The sequence below is a fragment of the Acinetobacter sp. FDAARGOS_515 genome, from assembly GCF_003938865.1.
In the GTDB taxonomy this organism is placed as follows: Bacteria; Pseudomonadota; Gammaproteobacteria; order Pseudomonadales; family Moraxellaceae; genus Acinetobacter; species Acinetobacter ursingii.
This window is the reverse complement of the sequence record NZ_RKIX01000003.1, coordinates 3,192,393-3,209,162: the sequence shown is the minus strand read 5'-3', so window position 1 is coordinate 3,209,162 and position 16,770 is coordinate 3,192,393. Positions and strand designations below refer to the sequence as shown.

Sequence of the window (16,770 nt, the reverse complement as noted above, 5' to 3'; positions counted from 1 at the left end):
TATATCATGACCGAATCTTTTGCAGCCCTCTTTGAAGAAAGTGAATTAAACCTCAACGTTGAAAAGGGTGCAGTCATCCAAGGTGTTGTTGTTAGCATCGATAGTGACTGGGTAACTGTTGACACTGGCCTTAAATCTGAAGGCGTTGTTGATCGTGCTGAATTTTTAAATGAACAACGTGAACTTGAAGTTCAAGTTGGTGATACTGTTGACGTCGTTGTAGAAGCGCTTGACAACGGTATGGGTCAAACTGTTTTATCACGTGAAAAAGCAAAACGTGCTGAAACTTGGACTAAACTTGAAAAAATCTTTGAAGATGGCGAAATCGTTACTGGTGTTATTTCTGGTAAAGTTAAAGGCGGTTTCACTGTTGACATCGGTCCAGTTCGTGCGTTCCTACCAGGTTCACTTGTAGATACTCGTCCAATCCGTGACACAACTCACCTTGAAGGTAAAGAGTTAGAGTTCAAAGTGATCAAACTTGATGCTAAACGTAACAACGTTGTGGTATCTCGTCGTGCAGTTATGGAAGCTGAATCTTCTGCTGACCGTGAAGCACTTCTTGCTCAGCTTGAAGAAGGTCAAACTGTTACAGGTACAATTAAGAACCTTACTGATTACGGCGCATTCGTTGATCTTGGCGGTATCGATGGTCTTCTTCACATTACAGATATGGCTTGGAAACGTATCAAGCACCCATCTGAAGTGGTTGAAGTAGGTCAAGAAGTGACTGTTAAAGTCCTTAAATTTGATCGTGAGCGTAACCGTGTTTCTCTAGGTCTTAAACAACTTGGTGAAGATCCATGGTTAGCGATCATGAACCGTTATCCTAAAGGTTCTATCGTTAAAGCTCGTGTTACGAACTTAACTGACTACGGTTGTTTCGCTGAAATCGCTGAAGGCGTTGAAGGTCTTGTTCACGTTTCTGAAATGGATCACACCAACAAAAACATCCACCCATCTAAAGTTGTTCAGATTGGTGATGAAGTTGATGTTATGGTGCTTGAAGTTGATGAAGAACGTCGTCGTATCTCTCTTGGTATCAAACAAACTCGTGCTAACCCATGGGAAGAGTTTGCTAAGGCTCACGACAAAGGTGAAAAAGTTTCTGGTACGATCAAATCAATCACTGATTTCGGTATTTTCATCGGTTTACCTGGCGGTATCGACGGTCTAGTTCACTTGTCTGATATCTCTTGGAACGAACAAGGTGAAGATGCAATCCGTCGTTACAAGAAAGGTGACACTGTTGAAGCGGTTATCTTGTCTGTAGACGCTGAAGGCAACCGTATCAGCCTTGGTATCAAACAATTGAACAGCGATCCATTCAATGACTTCTTGGCAGCGAATGAACGTGGTGCATTGGTTAAAGGTACTGTAACTGCGGTTGACGCGAAAGGCGCAACTGTTAAGTTGGCTGACGAAGTTGAAGCAACTTTGAAAGCATCAGAAATCAACCGTGATCGCGTTGAAGATGCAACTAAGTTCCTAGAAGTTGGTCAAGAAGTTGAAGCGAAAATCATCAACGTTGACCGCAAGTCTCGCTCTATCAACTTGTCTATCAAAGCGAAAGACGAAGCTGAAGAGAAAGAAGCTGTTGCAAATCTTCGTACTGCAACGACTTCTCAAGAAAATGGTCCTAAGACCATTGGTGACTTGATCAAGGCACAAATGAAGTAAAACTTATATAAAAGTACGGTTAGTGTAACTAATTCGTACTTTTTATACGATTTACTGTAAACGGTAGCGTAGTATTAGTGTACTGCGCTACCGTTTTGTATTTAAACAGGTTATTATTAAAGTCATTGAAAATCAGTAAGAAATAAAGAGGTCATCAATGACGACTGAAGCACTTAACAAATCTGACTTAATTGAGCGTATTGCTTTAAAGAATCCTCACTTGGCAGAACCTTTAGTAGAAGAAGCGGTAAAGATCATGATCGATCAAATGATCGAGGCTTTATCAACAGATAATCGCATTGAAATTCGTGGTTTTGGTAGTTTTGCATTGCATCATCGTGATCCACGTGTAGGGCGTAATCCTAAAACGGGAAAATCAGTTGAAGTCGCAGCGAAGGCCGTTCCGCACTTTAAACCTGGAAAAGCACTTCGTGATGCGGTAAACGAAGTTGTGGCAAAATAACAATTAAGAATTAATAAAAATGAGGTGCTTATGCGTATTATCTTGATCGCATTACTCGTTGTTTTATTTGGTTATTCGCTTGCTCTGGTACTCCAAAATAGTACGGAGTTATCTGTGGATTTGTTGTTCACACAAATACCAGCAATGCGTTTGGGCTTATTACTTTTGATTACTTTGGCACTTGGAATTGTCATTGGACTTTTACTGGGTGTTTTAGTCTTTAAAGTCATTCAAAAAGGTTGGGAAATTAAACGACTGAGAAAGGATATTGAACATCTGCGTAAAGAGCAGATTCAAATGGCACAGGTTGCTGCTGCCCAAGTTGCGGCGAATACCAAGCATGAAAAGACAGTGGTAGAAGTTCAACCTGAGACTCAGAATCGAACTCCTTTATAAATTGTCTTATTTATAGATAAAAGTATGAGATATTGAAATAGAAAAACCCTTTATGACTTAAAGGGTTTTTTTATGGGAAACCTATAGCTCTCAAGGTGGCAGTCACTCTAACTGTGATCAGGATTACGGGTCCTCAGTTAGATATGAGATTCGCATTATCAGGTAGTTTACTAGCGAATTGTCCTACAAAATTAAGATGTGATTTATATCCTGACTACTCAGCCAAGTGAATCACGTTTGAGTCATCGGTACCCGATCGGAAGTATTGAACATATTATTATGAAAGGACACGCAAAAGTTGGGTTGAATGCTGAACCCATGATTTTAAATGACGAGGATTATATTTGTTAGGCTGCCGATCAAGAACATATACTTGAAGCACTTGATGATGATACACATGCCATCCTGATCTCTGAACAAAGATAGATCAGATGAATTTTGTGATTTGGCTTTTTTCATAAAAGCCATATTCCTGCTTTGTTGAATGCGTGAATCCATCTATAATTAGCCGAATTTAAAGCTGTGGAAATAAATTTGTGAGTATTATTGTTGCTTTGGACGCAAAGAGCCAATATGACGCTTTGAGCATTGCTGATCAGCTCGATCCATCACTTTGTCGGGTGAAAGTGGGTAAAGAGCTATTTACTCATGATGGTCCACAAACGGTCAGAATTTTACAGGATCGTGGCTTTGAGTTGTTTCTTGATCTTAAATTTCATGATATTCCGAATACGACGGCACAGGCAGTTTGTGCCGCGGCTAATTTAGGCGTATGGATGGTCAATGTTCACGCTTCAGGCGGGCGTAAAATGATGGAAACTTGCGTTGAGCGTTTAAAAGCAGGGAACTATCATACTCAATTGATCGCTGTTACGGTTCTCACTTCAATGGGAAGAGAAGATTTACGTGATATTGGTTTAGATATCGAGCCATTTGAACAAGTCAAACGTTTAGCTCAATTGACCAAAGACAGTGGTTTGGATGGCGTAGTATGTTCTGCGCAAGAAGCTAAGATGTTACGAGAGCAAATTGGTTCAGAATTTTCTTTGGTGACGCCTGGGATTCGCCCAGAAGGTTCAAGTGCCGATGATCAGAAACGGATTGTGACACCAAAGCAAGCGATGCTGGATGGCGCAACGCATTTGGTGATTGGTCGTCCGATTACCAAAGCTGAAAATCCAAATGAGATGCTCAAAAGTATTTGGGCGTCACTCAACTAAAGCATTAAAAAGAAACTAATGAGTAAGGGTGCAAGTAAACTTAATATGATCCCGCTCATCATGGCATGTGGTACATAATGTGTGCCGCATGACTGTTTGACCATTGCTAACGTGACATCCATTGATGTTGCGCCAGCGCTTGAAATTGCAGAGCGAGGAAAGCGCCAACCTAAGCAATACATCAATAGAATTGCAAAAATTTCTCTAAATAAATCAGTAAGTAAAGCAATGCCGCCTAATTCGGTTGAGTGCAATTTAGTAAATAAGATTCCTGACATCGAATACCAACCATAACCCTGAGATAAAGCGATCACTTCATTTAAGCTATAGCCAGTTAAAAGCATAAAACAGAAGAAAGCAGCAATCAGTGAACCAAATATCGCAGCCAAAGGTACAACCAGTATTTTCCAGCTGAGCCAAGTACGGTCAAAATGGGTGTAAGCAAGTTCAACACCGATAAAACCTATAAAAACTAAAAGCAAATACCAACTATTGAACAGCACATTGATCTGAAAATGATGAACTACAAAGCCTAAAGTGGCTCCAAAACCAAGTGCAATAAAGGCATAACTGATGTTTGTCAATGCATTCAAAAACAAATGCAAAGAAATTGTTCCCTGTACACTGTCTTTATCTAATAATTTATAAGCAATCAAACACACAAAAAATGAAGCAATGGAAGTCGATGCTGCAATTAAAAGAGCAGTCGGTAAAATCCGCTCAGGATGCTCTAAATGAGTTAAAGCTTGAGCAAATTCAAAAGCAACACTGATTAACAGTAAGTAAGAAAAGTAGGGGAGCGTTTTAAATATAAACTGGCGAAGTTTTTGCTTTAAATGAGGTGCAATAAAATAGCCTAAGCCAATTGCGATAAAAATTTGCACAATTAAAATAAGGGATTGCATAAAATAAGTAGGTTATATTTAACCTACTTATTATGATGATAAAAAATTATGCAGCAACCTGTTTTTTATCATTTGTTCTATTTTGTCCAAGAAAGACATAGTCAGAGGCATTCGCAGTTCGGGTTTCTAACCAATATTTCCATGTATAGGTTGGCCATAAAGCAAAGTTTTTACCATCCGCAGCCTGATACCAACTGACACATCCGCCAGACTGCCAGACGGTATCTTTTAATTGCTTTTGAATTTTAAGGTTAAATTGAGTTTGAACATCGGCTTTCACCTCAACCGCAAGTGTTTGAGTTTTATCCACCATCTCGATCAGTTGAAGAATATAGTTCACTTGAGATTCGATCATAAAAATAACGGAATTATGTCCAAGCACTGTATTTGGACCGAGAAGCTGAAATAAATTCGGGAAACCTGCTGTCGCTATTCCATAATAACTTTCTGGTCCATTTTTCCAAGCTTGTTTGAGTTCTTGGTGATTTTTCCCGAAACATTCAAAATGTTTCAGATAGATACGTGGATCTGTAATAAAACCTGTTCCATAAATTAGGCAGTCGATCTGTCTTTGCTTACCATCTTTGGTCACAATGGCATTTTCTGTAATTTCTTGAATTCCGTCGGTTATTAACTCGACATTTTTACGATTGAAAGTTGGAAAATATTTATTTGAAATCAAAATACGTTTACAACCCATTACAAAATCTGGGGTCAGTTTCCTCGCAAGTGCTTTATCTTTTACCTGAAATCGAATAAAAGCTTCTGCAAGTTTTTGTCCATATTTCATAATTTGTGGTTGGACAATAGGTATAACTCTCGATTCATTACTCCAGTATAATCTCGCACGATGCACTTGCCGATAAATATTTGATTTTTTAAATAATAATTTGCTTAAATGTGAATATTGACGCTCGTCTCTGGGAATCACCCACGCTGCTGTACGTTGAAATACATATAGTTGTTTAACTTGTTTGGCTATTTCAGGAATGTATTGAATTGCGCTGCCGCCTGTTCCGATAGAAGCAACATTTTTACCTGTTAGGTCGTAATGGTGATCCCATTCTGATGAGTGAAATACTTTGCCTTGAAAGTTTTCAATGCCTTTAATATGTGGGATTTGTGGAACATGTAAAGGGCCTGAAGCAAAAATCACAAATTGTGCTTCCAATGGGTCATGCTCTTTAAATGAGATGGTCCAGATACAACGCCCTTCATCATATTCTGCACGGGTAACTTCATACTCAAATTGACAATATTCCCTAAGTTGAAATTGCTCCGTAATATCCTGAATATATGAAAAAATTTCGCCCGCTTCGGCATAACGTTTAGACCAGTTGGTTTTGGGTGCAAACGAAAGTGAATACATGTGTGATTGGACATCGCAAGCCGCACCGGGATATTGATTTTCTCGCCAAGTTCCACCGACATCTTTGGCTTTTTCTAAAATTACAAAATCATGAATATTGTTTTGTAGAAGACGAATTGCCATTGCAAGTCCCCCAAAACCCGCACCGATAATCGCAACTTTTGTTTTTTGAATTGCATTGATTGAGGAATCTTGCATGATATTGATCCGATAATGAAATAATGATCTATTTATAATCAGTTTAATGAATTATCAGAGCCAGAAACATGATTAGATCGACATCAAAATTGATAGATTCGGCAATTAATTTTATTGCTGCTTTATAGTACAACACTACAGTAATCGAAAAATAGAACTGTGAATGAAGCGATCAATACTCGGACTCATGTATTTAATACAAGGAATGCGTAATTCTGGTATTGATGTCGATTCGCGTCTGGCAAATATTGGGATTCGGATAGATGCCCTCAATCCACATTCTATTATTCATGATAGTTTGGAATGGGATATCCAGCATATTATCAGTCAGGATGTTCCTTCTGAACAAGGCTTATATATTGGACAACATTACGCGCTGGCAGGTTATGGACCTTTACTAATGTTATTGGTCACTGCCGATAGCATTCGTCATGCCATTTATAAAGGTATTGAATATCAAAGTCTCACGCATTTGTTTGGACAACTCAGTCTGAGTGAACGAGATGGATATGCGTCATTAGTTTACGTACCCATCGATTTAAATACAGAAATGGGGCGCTTAAGAGCCCAGTGTGAAATATCGGGTACTTACAAATTTATTTTAGATATTTATAAAATGATGGGATTGGAGGCACCTGAAATTCGAGTGGATTTGCCATTCCCGCAGCCGCAAAATTTAAATATGCTAGCGCAGTATCAGCATTATTATGGCAATAATTTGCATTTTAATGCAGATCATGCGGTTTTTAGTTTGAATCAAGCGGTATTAGATGTAAAAATCCCATCTGCGGATATCATAACCCATCGCGTCTATGAAGCTAAATGTCTGGATGAGATCAAACGTTTAGATGATGAAGCAACACAGCAATCCGATCTGGTGCAGCGTGTGCATAACTATCTCGAATTACAACAGGGTGTAATTCCCACAATGGCGGAAACGGCGATTGCTCTTCAGATTCCTGAGCGAACTCTGCGGCATCAATTGCAACAACTGAATACGAGTTATAAGCAAATTCGTGAGCAGTTAATTAAAACTAAGGCATTAAAGCTTATGGAATATAAGGAATATTCAATCGAAGTCATTGCAGAATTACTGGGTTATTCGGAACCCGCTGCATTTAATCATGCATTTAAACGCTGGTTTGGACAAAGTCCAAGACAGTATGGAAAATAGCATCAAAGCTATAGTCCAAAGTTCTATTTTCACGCATCGAATCTTCGATATACTTTTTCTACAAATACTGAAAGCAAATAAAAGACATGGCAAACATTCATTCTCCTCATGGTACAGCGTTTACTCCTTTATCTCCTGCAGAGCGTTATGCACAAGCATTATCTTCAGGACAATTTATGCCTGATGAAGCTCAGGCACAGGCTGTACATGAATTAGAACGAGTTTGGCAGGATCTCATTAGTCGTTATAAAGCTTCAAAAAAAGCATTCCGCCGTTTCCGTCGCCAAACTGCGCCACGAGGCGTATATATGTGGGGGGGTGTAGGGCGTGGTAAAACATGGTTGATGGATCAATTTTATGATTCTGTTCCATTTCGCCGTAAGACACGCATGCATTTTCATCATTTTATGCAGCATGTACATCGTGAGCTAAATCGTTTGTCTGGTCAGCGTAATCCATTAGATTTGGTCGCGGATCAAATCTATAAAGATGCTGTGGTGATTTGCTTTGATGAATTTTTTGTATCCAATGTCACGGATGCCATGATTTTAAGCGATTTGTTCCAAAAATTGTTTGCACGTGGTATTACCCTCATTGCAACTTCAAATATTGCCCCAGATGGCTTATACAAAAACGGCATTCATCGAGATCGTTTCTTACCTGCAATTGAACAGGTGAAAAAGAATTGTGTGGTTTTAAATGTAGATGCAGGTGTCGATTATCGTTTACGTGTACTTAAGCAAGCACAACTGTTTAAGTATCCTCTTTCTGATGATGCTAAAATCTGGATGGCACAGCGTTTTAAAGCTATTACCCAAACACAGGGTTATTCGGATGAACCGATCACCATTAATCACCGTGTTGTAGAAACGTTAGGTCATACGGAAGATGTACTTTGGTGTGAGTTTTCGGAGCTTTGCTTCAAACCGCGCAGTCCAGCAGATTTTATTGAAATTGCAAACTTATATAATACGGTTTTGGTGAGTAATGTACCGCATTTAACCGATAGTTTATCTGAAGGTGTGCGTCGTTTTATTTATCTGGTAGATGAGTTTTATGATCGTGGCGTCAAATTGCTTCTGACTTCTCAGGATTCCATCATTGATTTATATCAAGGTGAGAAATTGGCTTTTGAAATTGAACGTACTCGTTCTCGCTTGCTAGAAATGCAATCTGATGAGTATTTGCATTCTGAACACAGACAGATTCATCAAGCCGCTGAAAACAGCTAAGCTTTAAAATAATGGATACTCAAGGCGTTCAAATTGAACGCCTTTTTCTTTGCATCTAAATCGTTATAAAAGAATGTACAAATTTCTTTGAGCCAATGCTTTCAATGCCATATTTTTTTGTTATAACTATGGTTCATTATGAAAAAGGAGTCGATTAGACTGATCTGAACTTAAGTCTAATTTCGGCATTTTAAAAATTTTATACACTGTAATTGGGTATGCGAATTGCTGAAATGAAAGTTTTACCTCGCTAAATAAGAACCAACAAGATGGTTTGTTTTTGAAATGCTTGTTATTTAGCAGCGTGATATTACTATTCAGCAAAGTATAAATCGGTATACTTGAAACTCTTGTTATAAAAAGTAGCAACATCAGGAAAGACAATGACGGCACGTATTCAAAAAGGCAAGTTAGCGATTGCTAAAGAACTTTACGACTTTATCGAAAATGAAGCTCTACCAGTTTCAGGTTTGGACAGTGAAACTTACTGGAAGAACTTTGAGCAAGTCGTTGTTGATCTTAGTCCAAAAAACACGGCGCTTTTGGCAAAGCGTGATGAGTTACAGGCTAAAATTGACGAGTGGCACCGTAATAACAAATTTGAATTAGAAGCTTACAAAGCTTTCCTTACAGAAATTGGCTACTTATTACCAGAAGTAGAAGATTTCCAGATCACCACTGAAAATGTAGATGAAGAAATTGCTTTACTTGCAGGCGCACAATTGGTCGTACCTGTACGTAATGCACGTTATAGCCTTAATGCTGCTAATGCACGCTGGGGTTCTTTATACGATGCACTTTATGGTTTCGATGTGATTCCAGAAACGGATGGTGCTGAAAAAGGCAAGGGCTATAACCCAGTGCGTGGCGAAAAGGTAATTGCTTTTGCTAAAAATTTCCTTGATCAAACATTCGCTTTAGCACAAGGCTCACATGCCGATGCAACTCACTATGCGATTGAAAATAAAGCACTCGTAGTGACCTTAAAAGATGGCTCACAAACCAAGCTTAAGCAAGAATCAGCATTTGTTGGTTATAACGGCGAAGAAGCAGCACCGACCGAAGTGGTCTTACTCAACAATGGTTTGCATGTCATTATTGAAATCGATGCCAACAGCCCAATTGGTAAAACAGATGCTGCTGGGGTCAAAGATTTAGTTCTTGAAGCTGCAGTTACCACTATTCAGGATTTGGAAGATTCAGTTGCAGCTGTAGATGCAGAAGAAAAAGTTGAAGGTTACCGTAACTGGTTAGGTCTGATGAAAGGTGATCTAACAGAGTCTATCGAGAAAAACGGTAAAACCGTTACACGTAAACTCAGCGAAGATCGTGTTATTAAGAATCTGATTGGCGGTACAACGACGTTGCATGGTCGTTCATTGATGCTTCTTCGTAATGTTGGGCATTTGATGACGAATCCAGCGATTTTAGTCGATGGCAAAGAAATCTATGAAGGCATCATGGATGCTTTAGTAACGCCTTTGCTTACGATTCCAGATATTCGTGGCAACAATACATTGAAGAACTCGCGTAAAAGTTCTATGTATATCGTTAAGCCAAAAATGCATGGTCCAGAAGAAGTTGCATTTACGGTTGAATTGTTTGAGCGCGTAGAACAAGCATTAGGCTTGCCTGCTAAATCACTTAAAGTCGGTATTATGGATGAAGAGCGCCGTACTTCTGTAAACTTGAAAAACTGTATTGCTCAGGCGAAAGATCGTACCATCTTCATTAATACTGGTTTTATGGATCGTACAGGTGACGAAATCCATACCTTTATGGAAGCGGGTGCATTTGTTCGTAAAGGCGAAATCAAAGGACAAAAATGGTTCCCTGCTTACGAGAACCGTAATGTTATGATTGGGTTGCAAACAGGTTTACGTGGAAAAGCGCAAATTGGTAAAGGTATGTGGCCAAAACCAGATATGCTGTTAGACATGTATAAAACCAAAATTGAGCATCCAGAAGCAGGCGCAAGCTGTGCTTGGGTTCCGTCTCCATCTGGCGCGGTGATTCATGCGATTCATTATCATCAATGTAATGTATCTGAACGCCAAAAAGAGTTACTCAATACTCAAGCTTTACCACTTGATGATTTGCTTACTCCACCGTTGGCTGAAAATACCAACTGGACAGCTGATGAAATTACCAAAGAACTTGAAAACAACTGTCAAGGTATCTTAGGTTATGTGGTTCGTTGGGTTGATTTAGGTGTTGGTTGTTCTAAAGTTCCAGACATCAATGATGTGGGCTTGATGGAAGACCGCGCGACATTACGTATTTCTTCACAACACGTTGCGAACTGGTTACGTCACGGTATTGTGACCAAAGAGCAAGTTGAAGAAGTTCTAGAGCGTATGGCGAAAGTGGTGGATGGTCAAAATGCTAATGATCCAGAATACACGCCAATGGCGCCTAAATTTGTTAATGATATTGCCTTTAAAGCAGCTTCTGACTTGATTTTCAAAGGTGCTGAGCAACCTTCAGGTTATACAGAGCCTTTACTACATGCAGCTCGTTTAAAATTGAAAGGTTATACAGGTGATTAATTTAATCACTTGTTGATAAAAAAGTCCCTTCGGGGACTTTTTTATTGAAAAATAGAAAATCAGCATCATTTAAATAGAGGGTAATCAAGATTTATTAAAATGTGCGCAAATTTTAAGCCTTTAACTTATAGTCAACTTCAAGCATTGAATTTACCTCCAATTCCTTTTGAATATTTGGATGAAGTTTATCCTGCTTATACGACACCGTTATTATTTAAATCTGAATTGGGTTTGGAATGGCGAGATGTGATGTTTGGTTTAGTACCTAAATGGGCGACTGATTTATCTTCTGCAAAAAAAACCTACAATGCGCGTAGTGAAACCTTATTACAGCGTTCAAGCTTCTTTGAAGCCGCGGCTAAGTGTAACTTTGGTGTTATCCCTGTCACTGAGTTCTATGAAGCTAAATACATTGATGGGAAACCACAACGTTGGTGTGTGCGTCGTAAAGATGGTGAAGCTTTCTTTATTGCAGCAATTTATGAAATTTGTCGATTAGATGGTGATATTATTCGTTCGGCTGCCATGATTACAATGGACGCCATAGATCACCCGATGATGAAAGAATTTCATGAACCAGGAGATGTCAAACGATCGGTAATCGTCATTCCTCATGAACGTTTGCATGAATGGCTTGATTTAAAAACACCTGACATACAAAGTTTTATAGAGGGTTTTCCTGTTGATGAGTTTGAATGTATGCATGTGCCACGTCAAACTGCTACGAAAATATCACCACAATTAAACTTTTTTGATTAATGTGACAGATTTTTATAAATCTGTTTTAAGTTTTCAATGGTTTTTTCCAGTTGAAGAGGAGTCAAGCCATCAAAAGACTGTTCTAGCACGACACTGGTAATATCGTTAATTTTATAAATCATTTCCTTGCCTTTTTCAGTGAGTTCAACGCGAGTAATTCGCGCATCTTCAGGGCAACAAAAGGTATTGACTAGCCCTTCATCTTTTAGGCGGTAAACGATTTTCGTGGTCGTAGACATTTTTGAAATGATCATCTCAGATAAATCTGAAACACTGGCTTTGGGTTTTGAATTCAATGCTAATAAAATACGCCGACGAGAATTATCCAAACCGTATTTTTTTAGGACATTATCAATGTTTAGGACATAACGTGCATGGACTTGTGTAATCCAGTAATATGGAAATTCGTTAAAGTCATAAGACTCTGCGGTTGGTAAAAACCTCGTGTATTTTTTACTCATTTCATAATTCCCAAGTTGGTGAATGTGTAATTATTGTTGCTATACCGTATTGTTCTAAAGTCGTTGTGTTAGCAGAATAATCATAATATTTTGTGATGTGTTTGGCAATATTTTTTGAATTTGTATATTTATTCCGGTGGAAATGCAGTGCTCAAAAGCACAATATGATAATTTATAGCAGTCATTATCCAGTTGTAAAGTATCAATATTTTGGATAAATTTGAGTGTTTCACTTTTTTATTTGATTGTGTGCGGCAATTGTTAAAATTATTCGATAAATTAACTTTTTTGATTAAAGTTTGTGAGATATTTTTATAAAACTTAATTTAAGCTTAAAAAATTTACTCAATATACAAAAAAATAATTACAAGTAGAAAAAGTTATGCATAATAAAACCATCTTAATTGAAAAGGGTATCCGTGAATGGATCCATCGCCGTGTAGGTTGTTTGTATTGATTTGTTCTCAAGTATTTGAGGTGATCTAATGATGGAATTTTTATTAGATCCTGGTATTTGGGTAGGGTTGCTGACCCTGATTGCATTAGAAATTGTTCTAGGAATTGATAATCTGGTTTTTATCGCTATTTTGGCCGATAAACTTCCTCCTGAACAGCGTGATAAAGCACGTGTTATTGGTTTATCGTTGGCGCTTATTATGCGTTTGGCGCTTCTTTCTGTTATTTCATGGTTGGTTACACTCACAAAACCTTTGATTGACGTTGCGGGAATGACATTCTCTGGTCGAGATTTAATTCTGCTATTGGGTGGTTTATTTCTTGTTTATAAAGCGGTGACTGAACTTCATGAAAAGATGGAGGGCAAACCTGAAATCAAAACGAATTCTTCAGTTGCCTATGCAAGTTTCTGGGCAGTGGTTGCACAGATTATTGTACTCGATGCTGTATTCTCGCTAGACTCAGTTATTACTGCCATTGGGATGGTGGATAATATTTATGTCATGATGACTGCTGTGACTGTTGCGGTGATTGTGATGCTCATCGCATCTAAACCTTTAACAGCCTTTGTAAATCGACATCCAACCGTTGTCATTTTATGTCTGAGTTTCTTGCTTTTAATTGGTGTCAGCTTGATCGCTGAGGGAATGGGTTTCCATATTCCAAAAGGTTACATCTACTCAGGTATTGGCGTTGCCATTCTGATCGAAGCCTTTAATCAGTTTTCACAGCGCAATGTCGAAAAAAATCAGTCCAAGATTCCATTACGTCATCGAACTGCCAATGCCATTTTCAAAATGATGGGTGAAAAAGATCGAATTGCGGCTGTGGATGAAAACTCGGAATCGCAAACATTATTTGTAAATGATGAACGATATATGATTGGCGGTGTACTGACCCTTGCCGAACGAACTGTGGCATCGATCATGACTCCTCGTTCTCAGATCTCTTGGGTCAATATTGATGATGATCCTGAACTTATCCGTCAGCAGATTTTGTCTGTTCCGCATAGTTTGTTTCCCGTATGTCGCGGCAGTTTGGATAAAGTGATTACGGTTGCTCGTGCTAAGGATTTAATTGATGCGCTGGATCATCCAGATCATGTCAAAGTTTTATTAAAGCGACAGCGTCCAATCTTTATCTTTGAACGTATGAAAGTGATTGATGCGATTAATACCTTACGTGCTTCCAAAGGATCACTGGTTTTAGTGAGTGATGAGTTTGGTACAGTACAAGGCCTGATCTCGCCACTAGATGTATTTGAAGCAATCGCGGGTGAATTTCCAGATGCCGATGAACAGCCAGAATTGGTGAAAATCGATGATCGTACATGGCAAGCAACTGGGCTTTTGGATTTGTATCAGCTTGAACTTGAACTGGGGATGATCGAACTCATGCCAGAAGATGGTGAATATATCAGCGTTTCGGGCTTAATCATGGATAAAGCAGCTTCACCGATTCAGATTGGTACCACGATTGATCATGAAGGCATTCGTTTTGAAGTATTGGAAATGGATGAAAATAGAATCAAGACGATCAAGATTACCTATCCGGTCGACGATTAAGCTTTTTCAACCTATTTGATTCCCAGAAACCTCATTAGTTTTAGGCTGATGAGGTTTTTTTATTCGAGCTACAAAATAAAGTTGGACTTTTAAAAACTGGCATGTACATTGCTTTTATAACAATATGAATTATTGCAGGAGAGATGTTCCTGTGAACACGCCGAAGGAGCAACGACCCCGGAAACTCTCAGGCAAAAGGACTGTAATAATCGACATCAATCTGGAGAGAAGTATTTAAAAATACTCACCGAAGGGGATGGTTAAAATAATTAATAGGAATTATTGAAAACCGAAGCTCTCAGGTACATAGACAGATGGGGCATTTTTTGAGATGAGTTTCATTTCAAGGAGTTGTATATGTCTCATGTAATTGTGGTTGGTTCTGGAATCACGGGTGTCACGTCTGCTTATGAGTTGGCTTTATTGGGCTATGATGTCACCGTGATCGATCGGCATTTATTTCCTGCCATGGAAACGTCTTTTGCCAATGGTGGTCAATTATCCGCATGTAATGCTGAAGTTTGGAATCAAAAATCTACCGTGCTGAAGGGTATGAAATGGATGTCAAAAAAAGATGCACCATTATTGCTCAATCCGTCTTTTGATGTTCATAAATATAGCTGGTTATTTGAATTTTTAACCAGTATTAAACACTATGAAACCAATACACTCGAAACGGTAAGACTAGCTTTGCTGGCTCGTAAACGTCTGTTTGAAATTGCTGAAAAGGAACAAGTCGATTTCAATCTGGAAAAGCGTGGAATTTTACATATTTACCATAGCGAAGCAGATTACAACATTGCCAAAAATGTCAATGATATGCTTTGTAAGGGAACATTGGCACGACATGCGGTGAGTCCAGAGGAAATTAAGCAAATTGAGCCTACACTCTCAGGTGATTACTATGGCGGTTATTACACGCCAGACGATGCGACAGGTGATATCCATAAATTTACTGTAGGATTGGCTGAAAAAACCAAAAAATACGGCGTGAAATATCGCTTTGGGCTAGATGTACAGCAAGTGCAACTTTCGGATCAAAAAGTGATTGTGTCTTGCCAGCCAAGCACAGAAAACATGCTTGAACCTAAAGATCAACCTATTCGCCTAGAAGCTGATGCAATTTTGATTTGTGGAGGCGTGGGGAGTTATCAACTGGCAGATATGCTGGGTGATCGAGTGAATGTTTATCCTGTGAAAGGCTATTCCATTACGATACATTTAAATGATCAAAAAAGTATTCAAAATGCGCCTTGGGTTAGTCTGCTTGATGAAAGTGCCAAAATTGTGACTTCACGCTTAGGTGAGGATCGTTTCCGTGTCGCAGGAACGGCAGAATTTAATGGTTATAACCGTGATATTCGTGCAGATCGTATTCAGCCCTTGATTAATTGGGTCAATGCCAACTTTGACATATCTACAGAACATGCTGTTCCTTGGGCAGGTTTACGCCCGATGATGCCGAATATGATGCCTGTCATTAAACAAGGAAAGCATCCACGAGTATTTTATAATACAGGACATGGGCATTTGGGTTGGACACTTTCAGCAGCAACAGCGGCTATTATTAGTCAGGAAATCGCGATGAAATTATCTGCCTGACGCTATAAAATTAAAGCTTAAAAATAAAATGAGGGGAGATCAACCCTCATTTTTAATCATAAAGACGATAGATACCGCTGAACCGTTCGCAACCTTTCTGGTCAGTTTTTACCACTAAAATACTTTTCTGAAAATTAAAATTGTATTTACAATCATGCTCATTATCAAAAATTTGCTCTTTTTTATCTGGTGTCGTATACGCCAAAAAAGAAATTGTCTGGCTATCATTACTGTTATTGGGATTGCGATACGCCATGCCTTCAATTTTAATTTTGTCTTTGCCTAGTTGATGAACTTGTAAATGAATTGCTGGTTGGGCAATTTTGCCATGTTCAAACTTTAAAAAATGCTGGGTTAAACTTTGATTTAAAGAGGTATAAAAGTTGAGATCATCATCGCGTAGTGCAAATTGTTGATCAATACAGTGTTGAGATTTACATTGTTGTAAACGATTGAACCAAAGTGAATGCGTGTCGTACAACAGTTTAATAGGCGCATCTGAAACTAGATAAGCGATTAGAAATTTATTATTGAGCTCATGTCGTGTCTCATGAAAATTTTCAGCGCAGATTTTCTTGCTCACAAATGACGCTTTATGATTGTCACAATCAAATTGATCTGTTGCATAGGCTGAGGAAAAGCAAAAACTGATCGTGAGTGCACAAACTACGTTTTTTAAAGGAAATCTATCTGTACGAGACGTCATGATCGCTTATACTTCCATTTCAGTGGCTAGACGTA

Annotated in this window: 14 protein-coding genes, 1 pseudogene and 1 riboswitch; of the genes and pseudogenes, 11 read left to right on the top strand and 4 right to left on the bottom strand. The window is 38.7% G+C overall.

The genetic code is table 11. The features are described from left to right. The first annotated feature begins 6 nt into the window (after positions 1–6). The 5 genes and pseudogenes from rpsA (at position 7) to pyrF (ending at position 3,759) form a co-directional block, all read left to right on the top strand. Positions 7–1,680: a 30S ribosomal protein S1 gene (rpsA, locus tag EGS47_RS16950; RefSeq protein ID WP_004989421.1), complete on the top strand. Its 1,674-nt coding sequence runs from the start codon at positions 7–9 to the stop codon at positions 1,678–1,680. A 157-nt stretch (positions 1,681–1,837) separates the two neighbouring features. Further along, positions 1,838–2,143, top strand: coding sequence for an integration host factor subunit beta (locus EGS47_RS16945; RefSeq protein ID WP_004989420.1), 306 nt, complete (start codon positions 1,838–1,840; stop codon positions 2,141–2,143). 30 nt (positions 2,144–2,173) lie between these two features. Beyond that, positions 2,174–2,539, top strand: coding sequence for a lipopolysaccharide assembly protein LapA domain-containing protein (locus EGS47_RS16940; RefSeq protein ID WP_004989418.1), 366 nt, complete (start codon positions 2,174–2,176; stop codon positions 2,537–2,539). 164 nt (positions 2,540–2,703) lie between these two features. Continuing rightward, positions 2,704–2,965, top strand: a pseudogene (locus EGS47_RS18740) (transcriptional regulator); the annotation flags it as partial. 110 nt (positions 2,966–3,075) lie between these two features. Continuing rightward, on the top strand, positions 3,076–3,759 hold the full coding sequence (pyrF, locus tag EGS47_RS16930) for an orotidine-5'-phosphate decarboxylase (protein ID WP_004997195.1): 684 nt from the start codon (positions 3,076–3,078) through the stop codon (positions 3,757–3,759). On the opposite strand, the gene EGS47_RS16925 is transcribed toward pyrF, so the two are convergent. Continuing rightward, complete coding sequence (locus tag EGS47_RS16925) at positions 3,756–4,664, bottom strand: lysine exporter LysO family protein (RefSeq protein ID WP_005003998.1); 909 nt, start codon at positions 4,662–4,664, stop codon at positions 3,756–3,758. The two genes, pyrF and EGS47_RS16925, sit on opposite strands and share 4 nt — an antisense overlap. 46 nt (positions 4,665–4,710) lie before the next feature. Next, positions 4,711–6,231 carry a flavin-containing monooxygenase gene (locus EGS47_RS16920; RefSeq protein WP_005004000.1) on the bottom strand — a complete coding sequence of 507 codons (1,521 nt, stop codon included), beginning with the start codon at positions 6,229–6,231 and terminating at the stop codon, positions 4,711–4,713. Between the two features lie 163 nt (positions 6,232–6,394). On the opposite strand from EGS47_RS16920, the gene EGS47_RS16915 reads away from it, so the two are divergent. From EGS47_RS16915 to EGS47_RS16900, 4 genes are all read left to right on the top strand, one after another. Continuing rightward, complete coding sequence (locus EGS47_RS16915; RefSeq protein ID WP_034697761.1) at positions 6,395–7,405, top strand: helix-turn-helix transcriptional regulator; 1,011 nt, start codon at positions 6,395–6,397, stop codon at positions 7,403–7,405. 86 nt (positions 7,406–7,491) lie between these two features. After that, entirely contained in the window at positions 7,492–8,637 is a 1,146-nt protein-coding gene (zapE, locus tag EGS47_RS16910) for a cell division protein ZapE (RefSeq protein ID WP_004989408.1), read from the top strand. Between the two features lie 383 nt (positions 8,638–9,020). After that, entirely contained in the window at positions 9,021–11,186 is a 2,166-nt protein-coding gene (locus tag EGS47_RS16905) for a malate synthase G (RefSeq protein ID WP_005004002.1), read from the top strand. Positions 11,187–11,285: 99 nt separating this feature from the next. Beyond that, positions 11,286–11,945, top strand: a complete 660-nt coding sequence (locus tag EGS47_RS16900; protein WP_004989402.1) for an SOS response-associated peptidase — start codon at positions 11,286–11,288, stop codon at positions 11,943–11,945. Here EGS47_RS16900 and EGS47_RS16895 read toward each other — a convergent pair. After that, complete coding sequence (locus EGS47_RS16895) at positions 11,942–12,406, bottom strand: MarR family winged helix-turn-helix transcriptional regulator (RefSeq protein ID WP_004997357.1); 465 nt, start codon at positions 12,404–12,406, stop codon at positions 11,942–11,944. The genes EGS47_RS16900 and EGS47_RS16895 overlap by 4 nt on opposite strands. 488 nt (positions 12,407–12,894) lie before the next feature. Between EGS47_RS16895 and EGS47_RS16890 the strand changes: the two genes are divergently transcribed. Then, positions 12,895–14,427 (top strand): TerC family protein, encoded by a 1,533-nt coding sequence (locus tag EGS47_RS16890; RefSeq protein ID WP_119686807.1) that lies wholly within the window; start codon positions 12,895–12,897, stop codon positions 14,425–14,427. A gap of 125 nt (positions 14,428–14,552) precedes the next feature. Further along, positions 14,553–14,640, top strand: a riboswitch (glycine riboswitch). 144 nt (positions 14,641–14,784) lie between these two features. Next, positions 14,785–16,029: a D-amino acid dehydrogenase gene (locus EGS47_RS16885; protein WP_125269836.1), complete on the top strand. Its 1,245-nt coding sequence runs from the start codon at positions 14,785–14,787 to the stop codon at positions 16,027–16,029. Positions 16,030–16,081: 52 nt separating this feature from the next. Here the strand turns inward: EGS47_RS16885 and EGS47_RS16880 are convergent, their stop codons facing one another. After that, positions 16,082–16,735, bottom strand: coding sequence for a hypothetical protein (locus EGS47_RS16880; RefSeq protein ID WP_005004009.1), 654 nt, complete (start codon positions 16,733–16,735; stop codon positions 16,082–16,084). Between the last annotated feature and the right edge of the window lie 35 nt (positions 16,736–16,770).

Bases quoted from the DNA above. Each gene is read 5' to 3' on its own strand.
- EGS47_RS16900 (WP_004989402.1), top strand. From the start codon at position 11,286: ATGTGCGCAAATTTTAAGCCTTTAACTTATAGTCAACTTCAAGCATTG.
- zapE (WP_004989408.1), top strand. From the start codon at position 7,492: ATGGCAAACATTCATTCTCCTCATGGTACAGCGTTTACTCCTTTATCT.
- EGS47_RS16885 (WP_125269836.1), top strand. From the start codon at position 14,785: ATGTCTCATGTAATTGTGGTTGGTTCTGGAATCACGGGTGTCACGTCT.
- rpsA (WP_004989421.1), top strand. From the start codon at position 7: ATGACCGAATCTTTTGCAGCCCTCTTTGAAGAAAGTGAATTAAACCTC.
- EGS47_RS16925 (WP_005003998.1), bottom strand. From the start codon at position 4,664: ATGCAATCCCTTATTTTAATTGTGCAAATTTTTATCGCAATTGGCTTA.
- EGS47_RS16940 (WP_004989418.1), top strand. From the start codon at position 2,174: ATGCGTATTATCTTGATCGCATTACTCGTTGTTTTATTTGGTTATTCG.
- EGS47_RS16945 (WP_004989420.1), top strand. From the start codon at position 1,838: ATGACGACTGAAGCACTTAACAAATCTGACTTAATTGAGCGTATTGCT.
- EGS47_RS16880 (WP_005004009.1), bottom strand. From the start codon at position 16,735: ATGACGTCTCGTACAGATAGATTTCCTTTAAAAAACGTAGTTTGTGCA.
- EGS47_RS16915 (WP_034697761.1), top strand. From the start codon at position 6,395: ATGAAGCGATCAATACTCGGACTCATGTATTTAATACAAGGAATGCGT.
- EGS47_RS16920 (WP_005004000.1), bottom strand. From the start codon at position 6,231: ATGCAAGATTCCTCAATCAATGCAATTCAAAAAACAAAAGTTGCGATT.
- EGS47_RS16905 (WP_005004002.1), top strand. From the start codon at position 9,021: ATGACGGCACGTATTCAAAAAGGCAAGTTAGCGATTGCTAAAGAACTT.
- EGS47_RS16890 (WP_119686807.1), top strand. From the start codon at position 12,895: ATGGAATTTTTATTAGATCCTGGTATTTGGGTAGGGTTGCTGACCCTG.
- EGS47_RS16895 (WP_004997357.1), bottom strand. From the start codon at position 12,406: ATGAGTAAAAAATACACGAGGTTTTTACCAACCGCAGAGTCTTATGAC.